The sequence below is a fragment of the Paenibacillus sp. B46(2026) genome, from assembly GCF_056786355.1.
Window position 1 is genome coordinate 4,128,956 of sequence record NZ_CM165907.1, and the last position, 23,392, is coordinate 4,152,347.

Sequence of the window (23,392 nt, forward strand, 5' to 3'; positions counted from 1 at the left end):
GCCCATGAACGATTAGAACCAAGAGGTGAATAAACAATGCCTGTTAAAAGTGGCTCACAGTATCGCGAACGAATTAACGCCCAGTCCGTCCCCTGCTGGTACAAAGGTGAACTTATTACCGGAAAACGCTCTGAACATGTTGCCTTTGCTGGTTTGATGGAAACTCAGATGTACATGTATGATCTTCAATCTGATCCAAAATTCACGGAAACAATGACGTATGCCTCCCCGGCAGACGGCAAACCCGTGGGCATATCCTTCCTGCCTCCAACCAGTGCCGACGACCTCCGTAAACGACGGGAAGGGATGAATGTCTGGGCCAATGTGCATCATGGCTTTCTTGGACGATCACCCGATTACATGAATACAGCCATTATGTCCTTTTACACAGGTGCGGATCTCCTGAACGAATTATCTCCCCAATATGCAGAAAATCTCAAAAATTATTATGCATACTGCCGTGACCATGATATCACATTATCCCATGCTTTCATTCAGCCACACGCCAGTAAAATCTCAGGGCAAATGGATGCTACTGAGGATGCTATTGCTGCAAAGATCATAGATCGCACTGAGGCAGGTCTCATTATTAGCGGTGCTTTCATGATGGCTACACAAGCTGCAACTTCAGATGAGATTTTTGTCTATCCTTCACCTTCGCCTGCCCCATTTGATGATGAGAATCCATTTGCATTTTCCTTTGCTGTCCCGAATGATCTGCCAGGAATCAGTCTGGTATGCCGGGATACCTACGCAGCCGATTCCCATGCCAACTATCCCCTGAGTTCCAGATATGAAGAAATGGACAATATCGTCATCTTTGACCGGGTGCTCGTTCCGCATGAACGAATATTTTTTGCGGGGAGTGAGGAGATGTCCTCCCGTCTCTTCAGTGGCAGTCATTTTCATATTCACGCTGGTCATCAGGTATTGTGTCGTTATATTGCCAAGACGGAATTTGTTCTCGGTACACTCCAGCTTCTTACCGATACCCTGGATCTGAATACGGAAGCACATGTTATAGAAAAAACAGCACGTGTATTCGCAGGTCTTGAATCATTAAAAGCATTGGCTTTGGCCGCGGAGGCAGGTGCCATACCAGACGGAAGAGGTTTTGTATTACCAGCACCCAAACCGTTGATGGCAGCCAATCTCCTTTTTCCGAAACTTTATCCTGAGATGATTGAAATTCTGCAACTCCTGGGTTCGAGCGGAGTGATTATGGTCCCTCAGGAAGAAGAGTTTCACTCCAACATCGCTCCTTCACTGAATGTATATCTTAAAGGAAACGATATGGCTTCTCACGAACGCAACGCTCTGTTCCGCCTGATCTGGGAGCTTGGGGCGGGATCATTCGGGGGCAGACAGATCCAGTTCGAACGATTCTTTTTTGGCAATACCATTACGGTGTCAAATCGATTGTTCTCTGCCTGCAACAAGGATCAGACGAATCGTCAGCTCGTTCGTGATTTTCTGACCAACACCAGCAAATAAGAGAACTAACAGATCATTTTTTTTACACCAGATGATCATAGACTGTCATCAGTTCAGAGGCTGGTCGGCTTGCATCCATTCCCCGCAATGCAGGCTGGTCTCCGTAACCGATATGAAATACCCCGAGCACCTTCTCTTCACTAGTCAATCCCATCAAATTCATAAAGACAGGATGTTGTTGATAATCATTAATCTTCCAGACGGCATTCAAGCCCTGTTCCGCAGCCAGAATACTAAAGCGTTTGCTCCAGGCTTTGGCGGGTAGAAGATCATCCTCACGGGCATTTGTAGGCGCCACAACAACCAGATGGGCAGGGATCGCTTCAGTGTATTGATATGTAGCCCACTCGCCGTAGCGATCAGCCAGATGAGGTGGATAGCTCTGTCTGACCGCTTCCAGATAAAGCTGCCGTCCTTCGCCTGCGAACAACATAAACCGCCAGGGTTCTGAACTCATTACATATAATGAAGGATCTGCTTCATCAAGCAGCTTTCGTATAACCGACTGTGGTACAGGCAACGGACTGAATTCGCAAGCTCCTGTACGTCTTTTGCCGTTGCTTATATCTTGACTTAGACCGGTAGACATGACAATATCCCCTCCTCTATCTGCATGAATATATGGTTATGCTTCAGCCTTCTTCACATCAACCATGTTTTCTTCGGTTCAATGGCTTCCGTTCTCCAGCGATCTACCTCTTCGTGTATCCGAGCTTTATCACGCGTTGTAAACCGCTCTGACTCCACCACTTCTGCTTGCGGCATGCTATCACGTATCAAGCGAATATAGTCCATGGAACGTTCCAGCGATTGGCGTCCAGGGATGTACCTGATTTTGCGACCTTCCAGCAGGCAATAAATCTCGATCATACCCGGTAATTTACCGAAGGCTTCCCAGCAGAAAGCACTGACCATATGTTGAAATGCCTCAACCACGTTCGGATCATGGACAACCATATATTTCTGAATAAGCAGCGAATCCCAGCCTTCCGGTTGCCAGGCCGCCTGAAATATCATCGATAAATGCATGGATAATGAAGGTAACTCCGTTCTCCACTGTTCAAATAGAATGGCTGGATGTTTCAGATCATCGTTCATTGCAATGGCGAGCGACAACTCATCCGTGATCTTGTTCTTCACATCCCAGTAATGGAGAACAGATTCAAAACCATTCGTCTTCTTGGGCCACCACTTCTCAAGTAAATACTGTATGGGTACCTCTTTGCGAACATCAGGGTCAAGACTGTAAAAAGCATTGATCGCATGACTGACCGCATATTGTGCACGGTGCCTCCATTGCAGAGGAGAACGCTGCTCAGACACTGGTTCAGGGCGGATGAATCGGTGTGGGCTGCGCAGCATCTCTTCCAATCTGTAATCTTCAAGCAGATGTCCAGGAAGGTCATTCCTTCCGACCGGCTTCGCTGCCTGAACATTATGTCTTAACATGACCTTTAGGACACCTGTAATCCGGCAGCAGCGAAGCGTTTGCCAAAGTCACGGCACGTATCCTTCTCCTGCTCAAGTGGACTATATTCAATCTTTAACATCTCTGGAGATACCTCCGCCCCACGCTCTTGCAGCTTGGCAGCGGCGAGATCAACCGCTCCGCAGAACTGCTCATAAGAGGTGTCACCACTACCAAACACTGCTGCTCTCTTGCCGCTCAAGTCAAGCTCATCCAGCTCTTCATAGAAATCAAGGAATTCATCTGGCAACTCCCCGTCTCCCCAAGTGTAGACGCCGATCATGAATCCGTCATAATCCATTACATCGGATGCATTACAATCCGTAACAGATTTCAGGTCTGCCTCGTGACCTCCCTGTGTAATTCCTTCCACAATCAGTTCTGCAATTTCTTCTGTATTTCCCGTCATGCTTGCATAAGCCACTAACAATTTAGCCATCTATTTTTCCCTCACTTTAGTTTGATCATGTTAATATTCTCTCCGAAGAAAGAATGAATTTGAATTAACAAAATCATATGTGATAATGATTATCATTGTCAAATTAAATTTTTGGTTATCTTTGTTTTTCAGTATATGGTACACTCCCGTCCCCCAACTGGCGTACAAGCCCTTTTTTGTTGTACAATAGTATCCAAATGACTTTTGAAGGATGGATAAATCATTATGTACGTAGCTAAGAATTGGAAGGACTATGAAGTAATTGATACAGGAGGCGGCGAGAAACTGGAACGTTGGGGAGATGTGATTTTACGCAGACCCGATCCACAGATTATCTGGCCCCTTGAGCAAGAGACTAATGAGTGGCGTCAGGTCCATGGTCACTATCATCGCAGCTCTTCCGGTGGCGGTAACTGGGATATGAAAAAGCCCATTCCCGAGCGCTGGACGATCGGATACGAAAACCTGAAATTCCACATTAAACCTACCAGCTTCAAACATACCGGCCTGTTCCCTGAACAAGCGGCTAACTGGAGCTGGATGATGGATAAAATCTCCAATGCAGGTCGCCCAATTTCGGTTCTGAACCTGTTTGCATATACAGGCGGTGCAACGGTAGCTGCTGCTTATGCCGGCGCTTCTGTCGTGCATGTGGATGCAGCTAAAGGCATGGTTCAATGGGCCAAGGAAAATGTTCAATTATCCGGACTGGCTGATCGCCCTGTTCGTTTTATTACAGATGATGTATTCAAATTTGTACAAAGGGAACAACGGCGCGGAAATCGTTATGACGCCATTATTATGGACCCTCCTTCGTATGGCCGAGGTCCTAATGGAGAGACATGGAAGCTGGAAGAGAACCTATATCCTTTCTTGAAGTCGTGTATGACAATCTTGTCGGATAATCCATTATTCATGCTGGTTAACTCCTACACCACGGGCATCTCCTCCACGGTTCTGCGCAACATGCTGACCATGACGATGTCTGCCCAGTACGGTGGTGAAATTACTGCAGGTGAAATCGGTCTGCCGATCACACGCAGTGGTCTTGATCTGCCTTGTGGCATATTGGGCCGTTGGGAGTCCTAGTCATGTCAGAACATCGGCACAATCACGATGCGATTCCGATTCTGTTCGAAGACAATCATCTGTTAGGTATTACGAAGCCGGTCAATGTACCCACCCAGGAAGATGCATCAGGCGATCCGGATTTGCTCACATTGCTGAAGCAGGATCTGAAAGAACGATATAACAAACCCGGCAATGTGTATCTTGGATTAGTTCACCGACTTGACCGTCCTGTTGGAGGGGCGATGATCTTCGCCAAGACATCCAAAGCAGCTTCGAGATTGTCCGAGACTGTACGGGGACGTCATTTCCGTAAAATATATGCGGCTGTTGTACATAGCAAGTTGCCTGTACAGCAGGGAACGTTAAAGCACACGCTGCTGAAAGATGCACGCACGAATACCGTTACTGTTGTGCCTAAGGGTACGGCTGGCGGTAAGGATGCCGTTCTGGATTACCGGGTCATCGGCGAGACAGACCGATACAGCCTCGTTCATATCGAACTGCACACAGGCAGATCTCATCAGATTCGGGTGCAAATGAAAGAAATCGGCTGCCCTCTTTATGGAGATCAGAAATACGGTGCAAGCGTGAATAAGCCTGGTCAACAGATTGCTCTATGGTCTGTGATTGCAGCTTTTCCCCATCCCGTTACCAAGGAAGACGTTATTTTGCAATCCTTGCCTGCAAGAGAATTTCCCTGGGCAGAATGGCCAGACACTGTGTACCAAAAAGCTTTTGAACAACCTCTATAAATACGTGTTCAAAAAGACTGGTTTTCAGTACCGAGAAGATGGGATCAACAGCGGTTTTATTGAACAACCTCTATAAGTGCACAGGATCAGGTTAGATCTGTCCATACAACGTGTCGTTCAGATTCTGTATCTGAATGACACGTTTTTTAATATTTTCAGCTATATGCGTAAGATACAGAGAGGAGCCATAAAATGACCCCATTTACCAAACAAGTCATTGCGATCATCGCGGCGATTCCCGAAGGTAAAGTGATGACTTACGGCCAGATTGCCGCCCACGCTGGAAGTCCAAGAGCCGCGAGACAAGTCGTACGGATTCTGCACTCCATGAGCCGCAAGGAACGCCTTCCCTGGCACCGTGTCGTCAATGCAAAAGGCGAAATCTCCATACCGGATGAACACTCGCGCATGATGCAGGAAACAGAACTGATTAGCGAAGGTGTGGAGTTTCAACTGAACGGAACCATTAATCTTAAGCGATTCGGACATGAGCCCGATCCTGTATTTCTTATCGATCCAACGATCCAGCCCGATTAAGACGACTCTCCTCATATCGCGCACACAAAAAAAGAGAACTCAGGCAGTTAGGGGGTACCCCTTTACAACTGCTAGAGTTCTCTTTTTGTTATCCGATATTTGTTATGCTGTCGCAGTCACTTTTTCCTGTTCCACAGTAACAGGCTCGGTAGCCGGTTTCGTTTTACGGATAAAGAATGCCATGATCAAAGCAACCACGGTCATTCCCGTCGCAACGATGAATGCATAGTTTACACCGTAAATCGTTGCATCTGCCGTAGCACGCACCATTGCCGCCTGATCATCCGGATTAACCTGACTCGCAGCCAATGTCTCTGCCAGATGCGTTTTGAGCTTGCTGCTCATAATGGTCACGAGAATGGCTGTACCAATCGCACCCGCGACTGTACGCAATGTGTTGGACATTGCTGTACCATGTGCATTCAGACGCTGAGGCAGTTGATTCAGACCTGCTGTCTGGATCGGCATCATCAGCATCGACATACCGAACATACGAGCCGTGTAGATAAACATCATGTAGCCGTAAGTCGTATCTATTGCCAGACGACTCAGACCCCAAGTTGTAATCGCCGTAATGGCAAGACCTGCAACCGAGAGCCAGCGAGCGCCCACTTTATCAAATATGCGACCTGTAATTGGAGACATGATCCCCATCAATATTGCACCAGGCATCATCAAAAGTCCTGATTCAATGGGTGAGAATCCACGAATGTTTTGCAGGAAGATAGGAAGCAGAATCATACCTGCAAACATCGCCATTGTCACGAGCATATTAATGATTGTCGTTAATGTATACATATTGTACTTAAAAATACGGAACTCAAGGAGCGGATGATCTGTTGTCAGTTGACGAATAACAAACAGGATCAAGGATAACGCACCTACGACCAGGCAACTGACAACAATGACACTGCCCCATCCATCGGTGCCCGCATCACTAAATCCGTACAGCAAACTACCAAAACCAAGCGTGGATAAAATAACGCCTGGATAATCCAGTTTAGGCTTGGACTGGCGTGTTACATTTTTGACAAAAGCAATACCGATTGCCGTAGCAATAATAGAGAATGGCAAGATGATGTAGAACAACAATCTCCAGGAATAATGCTCAACCACATAACCTGAAAGTGTAGGCCCAATCGCAGGAGCCAGAATCATCGCGATCCCCATGGTTCCCATCGCCTGACCACGTTTCTCAATCGGGAAGATGGTCAGGAATACAACGGTCATCAGAGGCATCAGGATACCTGCACCTGCCGCTTGAATGACACGACCTACCATCAGAATGGTAAAGGTCGGACTAAGACCACAGACTAACGTCCCTATGGTAAATAGAGTCATGGCTGTAATGAAAATTTGACGTGTTGAAAATTTTGCAATCAGATATGCCGTAACCGGAATCAGTACACCGTTGACGAGCATGTAACCCGTGGTTAACCATTGGGCTTTGTTTGCATTGATCGCGAGGTCTTCCATGATTTTAGGAAGAGCTACGTTCATCAGGGTTTGGTTCAGGAATGCCACAAAGGCACCAATTAACAATGCCGCTACAATCGGGCCTTTCTTGATGTTGTCCATCGCGGAGGATGGAGCTGCAGCAGTAGTTGTACTCATATGTTGTTCATCTCTCTTCCTTGTAACTTTTCAATCATTTGACTATGAATTCTAAGCAGGTGCTCAAGGTCTTCCTTCGATATATCCAGAATGGGTGACACTCTTTCCATCCACAAATGGTGCGTTTCCTGTTGAGCCTTTTCCCCTTTATCCGTAATCTGAAGTTTGACGGATCGGCGGTCAGCATCCGAACGTGTCCGAACGATATACTCGCCCTTGACCAGTCGCTCCACAACAGCACTCATGGAACTGCTGCCCATATGGCATAGTTCAGCCACTTCGTTGATGCCAATGGATGGACGCTCCCTCAGGATGGATAACACCATAAACTGAATCGAAGTCAGCTCGATCTCCTTGTTTTCATTCCAAAATGCTCGAAAAAGCATTTGATTCACTTGGCGGAACGAATTAATAATATAGAATACTTCATACGTATCAGTCATTGATTCACCCTTTTACTTTTGGAATATAATATTTCGTACACGAAATATCAGGGGAACAATTATTTATTATAACAAAAATATTTACATAGTCAACTCTTTACATATGAAATCGCCAAAATAAAATTAGGACATGTTACTTGGTTATATCTCAGCTCTGAATTGACTAACCTGGATACAGTGAGTAGCATATGTATTTTGTAAATAAAATAGCCATAGGACTCCTGCACGAAACGAGCAGGCACACCTATGGCTATACAAAAGAATCAACATTTTATCATACCGAAGTGGATAATGCAGGCTCTTTGGTCTTAGGGGTTGTCATTTTGCCTAACAGATATACCAGCAGTTGTTGATTGTGCATTGAAATGTTACTGAGCACGGAATTCATGAATTCATTACGGATGGTGATCCCCCGCTCTGTCTCCATTCTTCCTTTGTCGGACAGAGATACCCATACAATGCGTCGATCCTGATTATCCCGATTCCTGCGAATCAGATCGTTCTTTTCCATCCGATCGAGCAGCATCGTTACGGCAGCTGGCGTAGTCGCCAGATAAGGAATCAGATCCGAAGGTTTCATCTTCTGATGATCCTCAAGCACCTCCAGAACAGCCAGCTGAGCCTCCGTTAATGAAGGTGCCAGCTCTTGATCCATATGCAGTTTATAATCCTTGGTTAACCTGGACCAGCACTTGGCAAAATCAGAATTATACATCTTGCATCGCTCCTCTCTGCAACCGGTTATCACTTCACCTGCTTAAGTTTTCGCGCTCCAAAGCCGCATTCCTGCTGCCTTTTTTCAATTTCCTAGCGATCGACCGTAATCGACGAAGGTTGTTAAACTTCGCATGGATGCCCTCTTCTAATCCGCCTTCGAACAACAAAAAAAGACTCTTCGCATGACAGGATTAGCTGCGCTGCGAAAAGTCTCGTTTGTTTGTTTTTATGAAGATGATGCTGGTTGATTCTCATTAAAATCCCTCAGAAGTTCAACGATCTCGTCCTGTTTATCCACATGAACGAGCAGCTTGCCAATATGTTTGCGCTCGGTAATCGGAGCACCTTCCGAAGAGATCGGAACCACTTGGCCTTCCTTGGTCATTACGGTGATATTCCGTTGCTCTTTGCAATAAAAAGCGCCAACAATACGGCTACCATTCGGTTTCACACGTTTGCCTTCCTTGAACTCGAATGTGGCAAGCCCCTTGCCTCCACGGCTCTGCACAGCGTAATCCAGGAGTAATGAACGTTTACCATACCCCAGATCGGACAGCACGGCAACCTCACCTTCATCTCCTTCTACCCATAGAGCGGAGACAACTTCATCTGAATCTTTTAACTGAATACCACGAACACCACCGGACACACGCCCCATTGGATTGACTTCATCCTCTCGGAAACGAATGGCCATGGCTTCTTTCGTAATCAACATAATATCTTGGCCACCTGTACTTAGATGTACAGATAAGACTTCATCGTCCTTGCCCACTTTACAAGCCGCAACTGCACCGGAACGTTTGGTAACATAATCCTTCAGTTCCGTTCGTTTCACCTGTCCTCTTCGCGTGACGAAGACCAGACTGTGATTCGGCTCTTCAAAGGATTTCACAGCAAGCACACTTGCAATACGGTCATCTTTGGCAAGTGGAATAACATTCACAATCGCTGTGCCTGGGTCTTTCCACTTGAATTCAGGTACCTGGTGAACAGGTAACAGGAAATACTGACCTTTCCTCGTAAAGACAAGCAGATTCTCAAGCGTATTTACTTCGAGAACCTGAGCGATATAATCGCCGTCTTTCACACCACTTCCGCTCCGTTCACCACCAGAACGTGTAAAGGACTGCATCCCTGTACGTTTCACGTACCCCTCTTTGGATAACGTAACAAATACATCTTCCGCATTCACAAGTACTTCGAGATTAACCTTGAGTTCTTCCACTTCACCCTGAATCGCAGAACGACGGTCTATACCGTATTTCTCACGAATCTCCATCAATTCTTTGCGGATGACTCCGATGAGCTTGCGGTCACTATCCAAAATGGATCGTAATTGTGCAATCTTTTTCATCAGTTCACCGAGTTCCTTCTCCAGAGAAGTGATCTCCAGATTCGTCAAACGGTACAATTGCAAAGTAAGGATGGAATCCGCTTGGCGTTCCGTGAATCCAAACATCCACATCAGGTTATTCTGAGCATCCTGACGGTTCTTCGACGCTTTGATCGCTGCAATGACCTCGTCGAGGATGTTAAGAGCCTTAACCAGACCCTCTAGCACATGTGCACGGTCTTCCGCTTTCTCCAGCTCAAACCGGGTACGGAATGTTACAACTTCCCGCTGATGGGCAATGTAAGCCTCCAGGATTGATTTCAATCCTAACTGCTGAGGTGCTTTATTCACAATCGCAACCATATTGAAGTTATAGGTGACCTGCAGGTCGGTTTTCTTCAGCAAATAAGCCAAAATACCTTGTGCGTCCGCTTCTTTTTTCAGCTCAACCACGATTCGCAGACCTTCACGTCCACTCTCATCACGCACTTCGGCAATACCTTCAACCTTCTTCTCAAGTCGGATGTTCTCCATCGCTGTAACCAGACGAGACTTCACGACCTGATAAGGAATTTCGGTAATGACGATCTGCTGTTTGCCACCGCGCATGTTTTCAATCTCGGTTTTGGACCGGATATAGATCCGTCCCTTACCTGTGCGATAGGCATCCAGAATGCCGTCACCGCCCATAATCAATCCGCCTGTTGGAAAGTCAGGACCTTTCATGAACATCATGATCTCATCCAGCTCAATCGACGGCTTCTCCATTACAGCGATGGAAGCATCAATGACTTCACGCAAATTGTGTGGAGGAATCTCCGTTGCAAACCCTGAGGAGATACCGCTGACACCATTAACCAGCAAGTTCGGATAACGGGATGGCAATACAACCGGTTCTTTGGCCGTATTATCAAAATTATCCTTAAACAGAACCGTCCGTTTCTCGATATCGCGAAGCATCTCCATCGCGATGGGCGACAAACGGGCCTCCGTATACCGCATCGCCGCTGCCGGGTCATCATCCTGTGATCCCCAGTTACCATGACCGTCCACGAGCATATGGCCCATTTTCCATGGCTGAGCCATCCGCACCATGCCCTCATAGATGGAGGAGTCACCATGTGGATGATAATTACCCATTACGTCCCCAACGGTTTTGGCAGACTTGCGGTAAGTCTTGTCAGGCGTATTACCTGAATCGTACATGGCGTACAGAATACGCCGTTGTACAGGCTTCAACCCATCCCGTACGTCGGGAATGGCTCGATCCTGAATAATATATTTGGAGTAGCGACCGAAACGGTCCCCTACGACCTCTTCGAGAAAGGCCGGCATAAATTGTTCTGATGGACTCATTCCAAGCACCTTCTATTCTTCGTACTCTGTAAAGTCGACGTTCTCTACAATCCAGCGTTTACGCGGATCAACCTTATCACCCATGAGCGTAGATACACGACGTTCTGCTTTTGCTGCATCAACAATCTGTACCTTCAGCATCGCACGAGTTTCCGGATTCATTGTTGTCTCCCACAGTTGATCCGGATTCATCTCACCAAGTCCTTTATAACGTTGAAGCTCAACATTATTACCGAATTCCTTCATATAATTCGCCAGTTCTTCATCCGTCCATGCATATCGAACGCTCGCGAGCTTACCAGACTTACGAGTAAGTTTGTACAATGGCGGCTGAGCAATATATACTTTGCCTGCATCAATTAAAGGCTTCATATAACGATAAAAGAAGGTCAATAACAGCACCTGAATATGTGCGCCGTCCGTATCCGCATCGGTCATAATGATAATTTTGGAATAATTGCTGTCTTCAACTGCAAATTCGGTTCCAATACCCGCCCCGATCGCCGCTGTAATGGCACGGTATTCTTCATTTTTGAGAATGTCGGCCAGCTTCGATTTTTCCGGATTGAGCGGTTTTCCCTTGAGGGGCAGAATAGCCTGAATCTTCGAGTCGCGTCCCTGTTTGGCAGAACCACCTGCGGAATCACCTTCGACAATAAACAACTCATTCCGGGTAAAATCCTTTGATTGAGCCGGCGTCAGCTTGCCGTTCAGGTTGGAACTTTCACTGCGTTTCTTGCCTGTACGCATATCATCACGTGCTTTGCGAGCCGCTTCTCTGGCTCTGGAGGCTTGAACCGCTTTGCGAATTAACGTTTGCGCTACCTGCGGGTTTTCTTCCAGGAACCTTTGAATATTTTCGGACACGACCGAATCCACTGCACTTCGAGCGGAAGCGCTGCCGAGCTGATCCTTTGTCTGACCTACGAACTCAACCTCTGACATTTTGACACTGATGACGGCCATCATACCTTCACGCAAATCATTGCCTTCGAGGTTTTTATCTTTTTCCTTGATCATGCTGGTACGCCGTGCATAGTCATTCATAACACGGGTATAAGCCGCCCTGAATCCGGTCTCATGAGTACCGCCACCCCGGGTAGGGATCGAGTTCACGAACGAAGCCAGCGTTTCCGTATAACCTGCGTTATACTGGATCGCCACTTCAACCTCAATGTCATCCTTCTCCGCATAGAAGTGAATGACATCATGCAGTACATCTTTATTTTCATTAAGAAAAGCAACAAACTGGCTTGCTCCGCCTTCATACATGTATTCGTCCTGATTGCCCGAACGTTCATCCTTGAGCACAATTCTCAGGCCTGAATTCAGAAAAGCAATCTCCTGAAGACGTTCTGCCAGTGTATCATAATTGAATTGAATACCGTTCTGGAACACCCGAATATCCGGTTTGAATGTAACTTTTGTACCTGTCCGATTGGTATTGCCTAACACTTCGAGACCGGAGACCGGTTCACCGACATGTTCAATCCCTTTTTTGTCCTTCCAATACTCGAATCGCTGACGATGAATCTTGCCATCACGGAAAATCTCGACTTCAAGCCACTCGGACAATGCGTTTGTAACTGACGCACCTACACCGTGCAAACCGCCTGATTTTTTGTATCCTGATCCACCGAACTTTCCGCCTGCGTGCAAAATCGTAAACACGACCTGGGGAGTAGGAATCCCTGTTTTATGTATACCTGTCGGAATTCCCCTTCCGTTATCCTGAACCGTAATAGAACCGTCCTTATGCAGCGTGATATCGATTTTGGAGCAGAATTTGGCGAGATGCTCGTCGACAGCGTTATCCACGATCTCCCATACCAAATGATGTAGACCCGAAGTGCTGGTGCTGCCGATATACATCCCCGGCCGTTTCCGTACCGCTACCAACCCTTCAAGTACTTGAATGTCGTCCGCGTCGTAGCCTGAAGACCCCTGTCCTCCGCCTGTCGAACCTGCCGACATATCGATTTGCTCGACCATTCATGCTCCCCCTTCTTAACTTGCAACTAAAAAAATGCCTAAAATGCAAACAGATGTTTTCTTATCCTTGTCCATTTTAATTCAAGATATCCCGTTTCGTAAAGACAAGGAATGACACAATGAGTGAAGCAACGCCCCAAACACTAAGCACAATAAGGGAAAAACCTAAATTCATACCCTCGATTGGCGGTAATCCGCCTGACAAATAATCAGGAAGTTCGAGGTTAACCATGAACAGATATTTCGCTGTCTGCCAAGATGCAGCCATACTGGTCAAGATTGTTCCTGCAATCAGAGCGGCCATCATGATAACAATACTTGCAGCTGTACTTCGCACAAGTACGGATACCATAAATGCAAGCATAGCCACAATGACACTTACAAACCAGATCAGTCCTGCCTGCATAAGCATATACAGCCACTGGTCTACAGCATGCACTGCCGACATATCGACATCCGTTCCCACAACCTTGAACCCCGTGAAGATTGGCATGTTGAATCCTTTGTAACCAAAGACGGCACCCGATATGACATAACAGATAACATAGGCTGATACCACTATAATCGAAACAAACATAATCAGCGTGATTAATTTGCTCAGAAGCACTTTCCAGCGTCTAACCGGACGCGTTAAAAGCATTTTAATCGTACCTGTCGTACGTTCACCTGAAACAAGATCCGAAGCAATAGCCATGATTAACAGTGGAATAAACAATCCAACTGCATTGTTCATGAACTCCCGCGTAAAGGTAACACCACCCGGTTCTTGGGGATTGATGTCATTTTCGAGATAATACTGCATCTGCTGGATGTACACAGTTCTATATTTCTTGTATTCTTCAGGCACCCGATCACTACCTAGCGAGTTTTGATTGTCTGTGATGGCCTGTTGCAGTTCAAGCCGCCAATCGCCACCAAACTTGTCCCGATTATTCTCCGCAGATTTCATCTGGGCATACGTAAACATCGGTACGAGGATCGCAAGTACAATAAATATAATATAAAGCCTTTTTTTCTTCACCATCTTAATCGTTTCATTCCGGATCAGCGGCATGATATTACTCAATCGATTCACCTTCTGTCATTTTTAAGAATAGTTGTTCAAGCGTAGGCTGAATCCGCTGTACCCCTTCAACCTGTATACCAGCTTGAACCATCTGTTGCACCAGATCAGGAATTCGATCTTCATGCATCTCGGCAACCACAGCGTTGGGACCAAGGCCCGCAACAATGGTATCATCCATCACATCCGCAGGTCGACCGACCAGAGCAATGCCTGCATCCAGCAACATCTTTTTGCCCTGCTCCAGAGGTGAAACATGCCATATAGCCAACTTGGAATGATCTTCAATCAGTTCGCTAACGCCTCCAACGGCAAGCACACGTCCAGCACTGATAATCGCTACTCTGTCACAGAGAAGCTGGATCTCACTTAACAAGTGACTGCTGACAAATACAGCCATACCTTCACTGGCAAGTTGCTTAATAAAGACACGAAGTTCCTTAATGCCTTTCGGATCAAGACCATTCGTCGGTTCATCCAGAATGAGCAGACGCGGACGCCCGAGCAATGCTTGCGCAATACCGAGCCGTTGACGCATACCGAGTGAGTATGTTCTGACTTTATCATGAATGCGCTGATCCAGACGCACAATATCCACAACTTCCTGAATCCGTTCGTTGTCCACACCTGGTTGCATGCGAGCAAAATGCTCCAGGTTTTCCCACCCGGTCAGATATGTATATACCTCCGGATTCTCAACAATGGAGCCTACATACTTCAAGGCACGCTCAGGATCCCGATTCACATCATAACCACAGACTTTAATTTTCCCTTCTGTCGGTTTGATCAGATCCACCAGCATCCGTATCGTTGTTGTTTTTCCGGCACCATTGGGACCGAGAAATCCAAAGATTTCACCAGGTTTTACGTCAAATGTAACGTCCTTAATGATCCACTTGCGCCCAATCCGCTTCTTCAGATGCTGTACGGACAAGACGGAATCATACTGCTGCTCTGCCATTTAATTTCCGCTCCCTTCTGCCGGTGTATCCGCCTGGAATTCCTGTGCAATCCGAACTGCAATTTGCTCATAACCTTGTCCGTTGGGATGGAAATGATCTGACGAGAGATACTCCCCCAGATTATTTTCAAATAAATCGAATGTAGGGACCAGTGTCATCTTGTCCTCATTGTTCAAAATAGCTAGTGCAGCATCGTTCCATGCAGCAACAACTGCATTCCCCGGCTTCTCCAGTTCCTTCACATCGCCAAATGGATTGTACAACCCTATGTACGCAATCTGTGCATCGGGATTGATTTCTTTTACTTTCTTCAATATCTCTTGAAGGCGCTTCGACGTTTCCGGCAAAGCCGCTGCCAACTGCTCTGCTGTTGGCGGGTCTTCCCCCTGCAAAACTTGTCCTCTCTGGAACAGATCATTCGCACCGATCGAGAGCAAAATAAAATTGGACTGCTGCAGGACGTAACGCACACCTTGCTCATCGAGTTTTTCCAATAAAGCATCTGTTCTCAAACCGTTTACACCCAGATTATTAAGAACTTGAACGTCATATCCTTTATCTTTGAGCAGATTCCCTGCACGTCTCACAAAGCCAAGTCCTTCATCATCCCCCGTACCTCGTGCCAGGGAATCGCCGATGACGGCCATCCGAATCTTGCCATCCTCCACAACAGCCGTTTCCCCGGAATTATTTTTAGGTGGCGCAGTGGTCTCCTGGCCTGTAGTTAACGCGGAATCTCCTTCGGGGAAAATCACATCTTTTATGGCGTATCCAAATCCAAATAACAACAATAAGGTTGCCAAGATGGATACAGTACTGACCGTTCTCCAGATCCATGGTGCTGAATCAAGGCTTTTTTTCTTTTTCATCATCACATCTCCACTCATATACACCAGTCCGGGTGCTTTATAATTTATAATGACTTTACATTAAGGCGTGTCTGAAAATCCGCTTCCTTCGGAGTTTTCAGACACGCCCTGATGATGCTATTCCTAAATAACATAAATGTTCTGTCGTTAATTTGCAAATTTTGGCGTTACATTCGCAGAATTCATTTTCCATATGTGATTTTAAGGAAAAAAGGTTATACCATACACAGATTTGAACTGTGCTGGCATAACCTTTTGATAAACAAATTTTTAAAATTCCTTCATTATAAGATTTATTTACCGATAAACTCTTGTGCCCAGTAACCGTTGTAGTAACCTACACCGATATGCGTAAAGTTTTTACTCAGGATATTGGCGCGGTGACCTTCACTATTCATCCAGGCTGTAACGACTTCCTGAGGTGTTTTTTGTCCCTTGGCAATGTTCTCACCTGCATAGCTGTAAGTTACTCCGAATTGTTTCATCATATCAAACGGAGAACCATACGTAGGTGACTGGTGATCAAAATAGTTATTGTTACTCATATCTTTTACTTTGGCTACAGCTACTTTGTCCAGAAGTGCATCTGAAGTCAGAGCGTTCAGACCTGCTTTAGCACGCTCAGCGTTCACAAGCTTTACAACTTGAGTAGCAAAGTCAGATTGTGTGCTTCCGCTACCATTATTACTTGTATTGTTACCTGTATTACCTGTGTTACCCGTGTTTGAAGGATCTTTAGCTGGTGTAGTTGCCGGTTTTTCTGCTTGAGTCGGTTGAGCAGGTTTTGTCGGTTGAGCAGGTTTTGTCGGTTGCTCCGGCTTAGTTGTCGGTTCAGCAGGTTTTGTTGTTGGCTGAGCTGGTTTTGTTGTCGGCTCAGCAGGTTTAGTGTTTTGATCAGGCTTAGTAGCAGGCTTCTCTACAATTTGCCCCTCGGATACGGTATATCCGTTTTGTTTGAGCCATTGCTCAATATATGCTTTCAAGCTGTCTGTACTTGTAATTTTGTACGTTGTGATAGTCTTATATGTTGAATCTGCAGCAGACGCGGAAGCAGGAAGCATTACCCCTACGGCCAGTACGGCTGTCAGACTACTCGTTACGACAGTTTTCATCCATTTCTTTTTCAAATTCATTCATCTCCTTAAGATTAGTTATTACAACTTTGTAATTAATACTCTAGCAGTATATCAATTCAACAGGAGATTGTGAACCTATAAAATATGGAAAAGTAACTTTTTTGTCATTTTTTAGAATGTTTCAGATTTGTCCTGATGGCTCATCCTGTAAGGCTCTATCCCCGTTGACAAAAACATAAAAAAAAGACATTCGGACTAAAAATGCTAGTCGAATGTCGCTTCACCATCTATTTATCATTCACCACACCAGGATGTGCAGATCAGGATATCATGAGAATTTCCATGCAATAGAAGAAACTTTATTTATACTATAGAAGAACTTTACTGAACCGATAGCCTCTCTTCTGAAAACCAATGTGCTCATAAAAAGAGTACGTTGTTGAAGTCACTTCACGGTTTGCACCCGTGACAAACAGTTGTTTACCACCTTGCTGTCTGCCCCAATCTTCGGCACGAGCCATCAGACGACGGCCAATCCCACCACCACGATGTTCTTGACCTACAATCAGGGAAGTAATTTGTGCGGCAGGTTCTGGATAGGCATGACTTTGCACACATTGCAAGCCAATCACACCAATAATTTGTTCATCCACTTCGGCAACAAGCATGCATGCGTTTGGATTGGTTTCCAAACATTCAATACGTTCTTTCATGACATTGGTTGTTGTCGGATAGCTGACCTCTCGCATCAGTCCCGTTACCGCTTCAGCATCTCGTAGCTCACACTCTCGGATCATCAGTACAGGGGCCTCAACATTATTGGACATGATTTACCTCCACTTTCAGCATATTAGCGGCTTTCACCGCTGTTTTACGAGCTTCTTCCACATCTTGGCCAGCACTTAAGGCTACAGCCATTCGGCGTCCTACTTTGGTCTCAGGTTTGCCAAATACACGAATCTGAGTACGAGGAAGAGCCAGTGCTTCTTCTATCCCGCCTACAGTAAAGTCAGATGTTTCATCATTAGCCTTCAGCGTTGCTGAAGCTCCCGGTGTCAACAGATGTACATCTGTGACCGGAAAACCAAGAATTGCACGTACATGCAGCGCAAACTCGGAACTGTCTTGCGTCACCATTGTAACCATGCCTGTGTCATGTGGACGAGGAGATACCTCGCTGAACACAACACCATCCGAAGTCAGGAATAATTCCACTCCAAACAGTCCATAACCGCCAAGTTCATCCGTGACAGATTTGGCAATATGACAAGCCTGCTCCCATTGTTCAGGAGTCATTGCATGAGGTTGCCAGGATTCGACATAATCCCCATCCTTCTGAATGTGGCCGATCGGAGGACAAAATACGGTGCCTGATACAGACCTAACGGTGAGTAATGTAATCTCACTGTCAAATTGAACAAAGCTCTCCACAATAACACGAACGGATTTGCCACGAGCCCCCGAAAGAGCAATGTTCCAGCAATCCTCCACGTCGCCTGGTGTTCGGCATACACTCTGCCCTTTGCCGGAAGAACTCATCAATGGTTTAATAACACAAGGTGTGCCAAGCTCACGTACGGCTTCCTGAAGTTGTTCCAGGTTGTCCGCAAAAAGGTAATCAGCTGTCGGAAGTTTCAATTGTTCGGCTGCAAGCCGACGGATGCCTTCGCGATCCATCGTTAGACGTGCAGCTCGGGCAGTAGGTACTACACAAAATCCCTCTTCCTCAAGCTCCAGTAAAGCTTCTGTTGCAATAGCTTCAATCTCAGGTACGATGTAATGAGGTTTTTCTTTACGGATCAATTGTTTCAAAGCTTCGGCATCCAGCATGTCGATGCAGTAAGACCGGTGCGCGACCTGCATTGCAGGTGCGTTCTCATAACGATCAACAGCGATCGTCTCTACTCCCAGTCGTTGGGCCTCAATAACGACCTCTTTTCCCAATTCTCCACTGCCTAGTAGCAGCATTTTTTTGGCTTGAGCCGTAAAAGGAGCACCCCACATGTTCTTTCCAATCCTCCCAAAGAGAAATCTTCTATATCTGTCTCTCTATTTTCGGGGTTTTGGTTAAAGATTGCAAGAGTGCTCCCTATTTTTCTTGTGAATTTTACAAGATTTTTTGTGTTTTTTCGATCAAATTTTACAATTACCGCTCACAGATTCGATACTCCTTCCATTCCTCCCAAAATTAAGGAAATGTTAAAAGAGCAGATTTTAATACTCCAACGAATCCGAATACGCAAATAAACCCCAAGTTTAAAACCTTGGGATTTTTCGATTTTTTTCTCTGAAGATTTCATTATGGGAGGAAACATAAGCCATCTGGGGTGCGTCCGGCGTCATGTATTGTTTCGCACTATTGACTGCCACGATCGCATCATTGAAGGCTCCTGCAATGAGTCTGACTTTACTCTCGTGGGTCGCACAGTCCCCTGCTGCAAAAACACCCGGCAGACTCGTCTGTGCATGGTGACTCATTAGAACCATTCCATCGTCCATTTCTAAGCCACAACTGGCAAGATCACTTAAATTGCTTTTATATCCGTGACTAATGACGACTTCATCCACTTCTAACACCACATTGTCCTGACTTTTCATATGTGTAATCTCAACCTGCTGGATTCGCTTGCCATTATTATGAAGTTGCGTGATGCTGTATGGTGTTCTCACATCCGTTATATTGTTCATCTCGCTGACATTCCGTTCCATCGCGCGAAACTCAGTATTCCGGTGGATTACTACTACTTTGTGAGCAAGTTTAGCAAGTTCAATTGCCCAATCTACTGCGCTGTTGCCTCCTCCTGAAATGAGCACACGCTTCCCAGAGAAATGTTCTGGATTTTGCACGGTGTAATGAAGATTTTCATACTCACATTCAATCGGCTCCTGAAGCTCCAATTTCTGAATTTCTGCGATACCGCGGCCTACTGCAACAATGATCGTACGTGTATAATGTATCTCCCCTCCAGCGGTATACATACTCCATATTCCGTTATCCAGTCGAGTGAACCTTTCCACCTTGCAATTCAATACAACCGTTGGATTAAATGTATTTGCCTGCTGAACAAGCCACTCGATCAACTTCGAACATTTCATAGGCGGCAGACCGCCTACATCCCAAATTGTTTTTTCCGAATAGGTATGCAGAAATCCACCAAGCTGGTCTTTACCTTCAATGATTTTGACTTTCATCTCACGCATCCCTGCATAAAAAGCCGCATACATTCCGGCAGGGCCGCCTCCAATGATGGTTACATCATAGATATCTTCTTCATTCATTTTAAACACACCCTGTTAATTTATAATTTAGTTATGAATTCGAGATACATGTAACATTACCAGTTTGTTTTATTTATTTTTTTCTTCAAAAGCAGTAACAATATCGTCAATGACATATTCATCGGCAAGCGGAGACATTCCCAGATTGAACCATTCCTTGCCGCCGACCATGTAGACGCGGTCCTGCTTGACTGCTTTCAGATTTTTCCATAACGATGAAGATAACATATCTTCAAATTTCTTTTTAATTTCCGGATTTGTCTCATCATCAAGCTGAACGATCAGATGATCTGCGTCGTATTCAGGCAGTACTTCCAAGGATACGGACATGGCAGTTTGATCTTTCGGGAAATTAGGAAGTGGATTCATTCCCAATCGTTTGTGGACGAAGTTTCCTCGGTCAAGGTTCTCCCCATGAAGTACGATTTCTTTTTCCATCACTCTAATGTAGAGAACAGTCTCCTCACCAATCAGGTTGTCCAATTTGTCAGCAGCTACCTTCTCCTTCGCTACCAAATCCTGGATGACCTTTTCTGCCTGTTCTTCTTTATCCAGAATTTTGGCAATATCCCGCAGTTCATCGCGCCAATCTTCACGCTGTGGCAAAAGTACGGTAGGTGCAATCAGAGTAAGTTGATCATAGTCCTTTTTAGACCACCAGTCCGGAGCGATAATTAAATCCGGAGCTGCCTCCATGAGGGCTTCAAAGTTAGGCGTTCTTCCTATTCCCATTTTCATCGTGTTTGCAAATGGCTCTTGCAAGTAAGAAGGAAAATCCTCATGGTAGTTCTGTACAGCAATGGGTACGATGCCAAGTGAATATAAAAATTCTGGATATACAACGGACAGACCCACTATTTTTTGTGGGTTCACCGGGATTTCAACTTCTCCCATTTCCGTGTTCACTTTCTTCACCTGACTGGCTTCTGTTGTTGAAGAATTGGCGGTACCCGTTTCTTGTCCCTCGCTCGAGGATGCTTCTTTGCCTGCTGCCCCACAAGCCGAAATAACGAGCATCAACATCATTGTGCATATTACGGTTAACCATCTGAATCTCATTCTGTATGTACCCCCTATAGGTCATTCATATATGACAATGTCTAATCAATAATAATTATCATTATCACTACGATATAGGAGTAGTATAATAAAATATGTTCAGGCATGATATTGACTATTCAGACTTTTTGCTATGGACGATCTTGCCATAGCTTTAATATTTCATCCAACATAAGCTCATGGGTAAACGCAGTGTAGTCCAGCAGGACACTCGACAAGAGGATATCCATTCTGCCATTCTGTACCGCTAACAACGCAAGCCATTCTTCAGACTTCCGCACAGCAGACCATGTCTGCCTGGATGTCTCATCATCACCCACAATCAGTAATATTCTTTCAACGTTGAGAACAGACAGCTCCTTAATCGTCACTGCGCCCCGTTCCCAATAAGTCTCAATACCTTCGGGACCCTCCATTTGCATATCAACGTAAAAAACGGAAGCAATGCTCCTTGGGCCTAACATCTGCAAGGCTTCACCATAAACTTTGAGTACAACTAATCTGTCTTTTCGTATGAAATCCTCAAGCTGGTCCTTTATGATCGTTGCTTTCTCTTCATATCTTTGAAGCCATACCTCTGCAATATCAGACCTGTCCAAAAAGCTTGCAACATATCTCAAATGTGTTCTCCAATCCCCTTTTTCCCACGGGAGGTTACACACAGGAGCAATGGAATGAAGCTGTCTTTGCAAATCCTCAGACTCCGTCCCCATCGTAATAATATAATCAGGCTTAACTAATCGAAGCTGTTCCAGCCAGGTGGTCTCACTCTCTGCGAGTGGCATAACTTTGTCCGTTTCATATTTACGTCTATAATAGTATGTCCATGGATGACTTGCTGGCGCTGCACAGGGAATGATCTGCAATGCAAGCAGTATACCAATGCTCACAGAATGAATTGCAGCAATTTTTTGTTTGCTATTACGTATAAACGCGGCTGGTGGAATGCCAGAGATTTGCTTGAATTTACGCCGGAAATACGTCTCATCCTGATAACCCACGTACGATGCCACATCCTTGAGTCGATAACTGTGATCATTTCTCATTAAGATCTGGGCTTGTTTAATTCGGTATAGCGTTAAATAGTCAACAGGACTGTAGCCATACCTTTTCTTGAATAAACGCATGAAGTGTCGCGGGCTCATTCGTGCCACATTTGCTAATTCCTCAATGGTTAATCTCTTTGAATAATTCTGCTCCATATAGGCTTTAACATGTTCAATTGGTGAAGCAAGATCCGTCTTTTCGGCATAGGCCACGTCGTAAAACATGGTATACAACAGTTCCTGAAACCGAATCTGACCATAGTACCTTTGCAAGCCATCCTTCTTCAATGTGTGGTGGTAAATCATCTGACAGATCACGCCAACAGCAACGGGCGAAGATGAACTGACCTCGCCATTCACTTCATTACGTAGAAGTTGTTTCATCATATGCAGGGCTGTTCCACCCTCCTGCTCCGGTGTGTACATGACATCAAAACTCATGTGATACACACCTCGTTCATCCAACGAACGCACATTTGCCTCAACCAGTTGCCCCGGGAAACCTACGTACAGTCCGCCCGCCTTCAATTCGATGAAACTCCCATCGATCTTTAACCACCCTTGTCCACTGGCTACAAATAATAACATGTATGTTTCAATGAAGTGTTTCCTCAGAAGCCACTCCGTCGCAGGATCACTCGAATAATTCACGTGAAGGAGCCTAAAATTCATATGATCCAGGTGATCCAAATGCTTTGAATTTATTTCGTTGTTGTCCATCTGCATTGATCTCCCTCCAGCCATGAATCGGTTGTATTGATTTCATTCAAAAATATAACATACCACACTAACGATTAAAAAAAATACTCTAGCTTCCTTTAT

Annotated in this window: 21 protein-coding genes; 4 read left to right on the forward strand and 17 right to left on the reverse strand. The window is 45.5% G+C overall.

Annotated elements, in window-relative coordinates; translation table 11 throughout:
• The first annotated feature begins 36 nt into the window (after nt 1–36).
• Entirely contained in the window at nt 37–1,494 is a 1,458-nt protein-coding gene (locus AC1S8V_RS18400) for a 4-hydroxyphenylacetate 3-hydroxylase N-terminal domain-containing protein (protein WP_482070244.1), read from the forward strand.
• Nucleotides 1,495–1,516: 22 nt separating this feature from the next.
• Here AC1S8V_RS18400 and AC1S8V_RS18405 read toward each other — a convergent pair whose 3' ends face one another.
• From AC1S8V_RS18405 to AC1S8V_RS18415, 3 genes are read right to left on the reverse strand one after another with little or no spacing between them, the layout of a single operon-like run.
• The gene (locus AC1S8V_RS18405) at nt 1,517–2,083 is read right to left on the reverse strand and encodes a nitroreductase family protein (RefSeq protein WP_482070245.1); all 567 of its coding nucleotides are present in this window, start codon (nt 2,081–2,083) and stop codon (nt 1,517–1,519) included.
• 53 nt (nt 2,084–2,136) lie between these two features.
• Nucleotides 2,137–2,943 (reverse strand): hypothetical protein, encoded by an 807-nt coding sequence (locus tag AC1S8V_RS18410; protein ID WP_482070246.1) that lies wholly within the window; start codon nt 2,941–2,943, stop codon nt 2,137–2,139.
• A gap of 5 nt (nt 2,944–2,948) precedes the next feature.
• Nucleotides 2,949–3,401, reverse strand: coding sequence for a flavodoxin (locus tag AC1S8V_RS18415; RefSeq protein ID WP_145322341.1), 453 nt, complete (start codon nt 3,399–3,401; stop codon nt 2,949–2,951).
• Between the two features lie 225 nt (nt 3,402–3,626).
• On the opposite strand from AC1S8V_RS18415, the gene AC1S8V_RS18420 reads away from it, so the two are divergent.
• The 3 genes from AC1S8V_RS18420 (at nt 3,627) to AC1S8V_RS18430 (ending at nt 5,761) form a co-directional block, all read left to right on the forward strand.
• Nucleotides 3,627–4,490, forward strand: a complete 864-nt coding sequence (locus tag AC1S8V_RS18420) for a class I SAM-dependent methyltransferase (RefSeq protein WP_036613317.1) — start codon at nt 3,627–3,629, stop codon at nt 4,488–4,490.
• A 2-nt stretch (nt 4,491–4,492) separates the two neighbouring features.
• On the forward strand, nt 4,493–5,224 hold the full coding sequence (locus AC1S8V_RS18425; protein ID WP_482070247.1) for an RluA family pseudouridine synthase: 732 nt from the start codon (nt 4,493–4,495) through the stop codon (nt 5,222–5,224).
• Between the two features lie 192 nt (nt 5,225–5,416).
• Nucleotides 5,417–5,761, forward strand: a complete 345-nt coding sequence (locus AC1S8V_RS18430; protein WP_482070248.1) for an MGMT family protein — start codon at nt 5,417–5,419, stop codon at nt 5,759–5,761.
• Nucleotides 5,762–5,863: 102 nt separating this feature from the next.
• Here AC1S8V_RS18430 and AC1S8V_RS18435 read toward each other — a convergent pair whose 3' ends face one another.
• The 14 genes from AC1S8V_RS18435 to AC1S8V_RS18500 form a co-directional block, all read right to left on the reverse strand.
• Nucleotides 5,864–7,375, reverse strand: coding sequence for a DHA2 family efflux MFS transporter permease subunit (locus AC1S8V_RS18435; RefSeq protein ID WP_482070249.1), 1,512 nt, complete (start codon nt 7,373–7,375; stop codon nt 5,864–5,866).
• Nucleotides 7,372–7,818, reverse strand: coding sequence for a MarR family winged helix-turn-helix transcriptional regulator (locus AC1S8V_RS18440; RefSeq protein ID WP_482070250.1), 447 nt, complete (start codon nt 7,816–7,818; stop codon nt 7,372–7,374). The genes AC1S8V_RS18435 and AC1S8V_RS18440 overlap by 4 nt, the downstream gene beginning before the upstream one ends.
• A 274-nt stretch (nt 7,819–8,092) precedes the next feature.
• A complete protein-coding gene (locus tag AC1S8V_RS18445; protein ID WP_253438342.1) occupies nt 8,093–8,533 on the reverse strand; it encodes a MarR family winged helix-turn-helix transcriptional regulator in 441 nt (146 codons plus the stop codon).
• Nucleotides 8,534–8,761: 228 nt separating this feature from the next.
• Nucleotides 8,762–11,224, reverse strand: coding sequence for a DNA gyrase subunit A (gene gyrA / locus AC1S8V_RS18450; RefSeq protein ID WP_482070251.1), 2,463 nt, complete (start codon nt 11,222–11,224; stop codon nt 8,762–8,764).
• Between the two features lie 12 nt (nt 11,225–11,236).
• Complete coding sequence (parE, locus tag AC1S8V_RS18455; RefSeq protein ID WP_482070252.1) at nt 11,237–13,216, reverse strand: DNA topoisomerase IV subunit B; 1,980 nt, start codon at nt 13,214–13,216, stop codon at nt 11,237–11,239.
• A 76-nt stretch (nt 13,217–13,292) separates the two neighbouring features.
• On the reverse strand, nt 13,293–14,282 hold the full coding sequence (locus tag AC1S8V_RS18460; RefSeq protein ID WP_482070253.1) for an ABC transporter permease: 990 nt from the start codon (nt 14,280–14,282) through the stop codon (nt 13,293–13,295).
• Complete coding sequence (locus AC1S8V_RS18465) at nt 14,275–15,240, reverse strand: ABC transporter ATP-binding protein (protein ID WP_482070254.1); 966 nt, start codon at nt 15,238–15,240, stop codon at nt 14,275–14,277. Before AC1S8V_RS18465 ends, AC1S8V_RS18460 begins: the two co-directional genes overlap by 8 nt.
• Nucleotides 15,241–16,113 (reverse strand): GDSL-type esterase/lipase family protein, encoded by an 873-nt coding sequence (locus tag AC1S8V_RS18470; RefSeq protein ID WP_482070255.1) that lies wholly within the window; start codon nt 16,111–16,113, stop codon nt 15,241–15,243.
• Between the two features lie 290 nt (nt 16,114–16,403).
• Nucleotides 16,404–17,237 carry a CAP domain-containing protein gene (locus tag AC1S8V_RS18475; protein WP_482070256.1) on the reverse strand — a complete coding sequence of 278 codons (834 nt, stop codon included), beginning with the start codon at nt 17,235–17,237 and terminating at the stop codon, nt 16,404–16,406.
• A 317-nt stretch (nt 17,238–17,554) separates the two neighbouring features.
• Entirely contained in the window at nt 17,555–18,013 is a 459-nt protein-coding gene (locus AC1S8V_RS18480; RefSeq protein WP_017687788.1) for a GNAT family N-acetyltransferase, read from the reverse strand.
• On the reverse strand, nt 18,003–19,190 hold the full coding sequence (gene purT / locus AC1S8V_RS18485) for a formate-dependent phosphoribosylglycinamide formyltransferase (RefSeq protein ID WP_482070257.1): 1,188 nt from the start codon (nt 19,188–19,190) through the stop codon (nt 18,003–18,005). The genes AC1S8V_RS18480 and purT overlap by 11 nt, the downstream gene beginning before the upstream one ends.
• 252 nt (nt 19,191–19,442) lie before the next feature.
• Nucleotides 19,443–20,465: an NAD(P)/FAD-dependent oxidoreductase gene (locus AC1S8V_RS18490; protein ID WP_482070258.1), complete on the reverse strand. Its 1,023-nt coding sequence runs from the start codon at nt 20,463–20,465 to the stop codon at nt 19,443–19,445.
• 69 nt (nt 20,466–20,534) lie between these two features.
• Entirely contained in the window at nt 20,535–21,524 is a 990-nt protein-coding gene (locus tag AC1S8V_RS18495; RefSeq protein WP_482070259.1) for an ABC transporter substrate-binding protein, read from the reverse strand.
• A 131-nt stretch (nt 21,525–21,655) separates the two neighbouring features.
• Complete coding sequence (locus AC1S8V_RS18500) at nt 21,656–23,158, reverse strand: AraC family transcriptional regulator (protein WP_482070260.1); 1,503 nt, start codon at nt 23,156–23,158, stop codon at nt 21,656–21,658.
• Between the last annotated feature and the right edge of the window lie 234 nt (nt 23,159–23,392).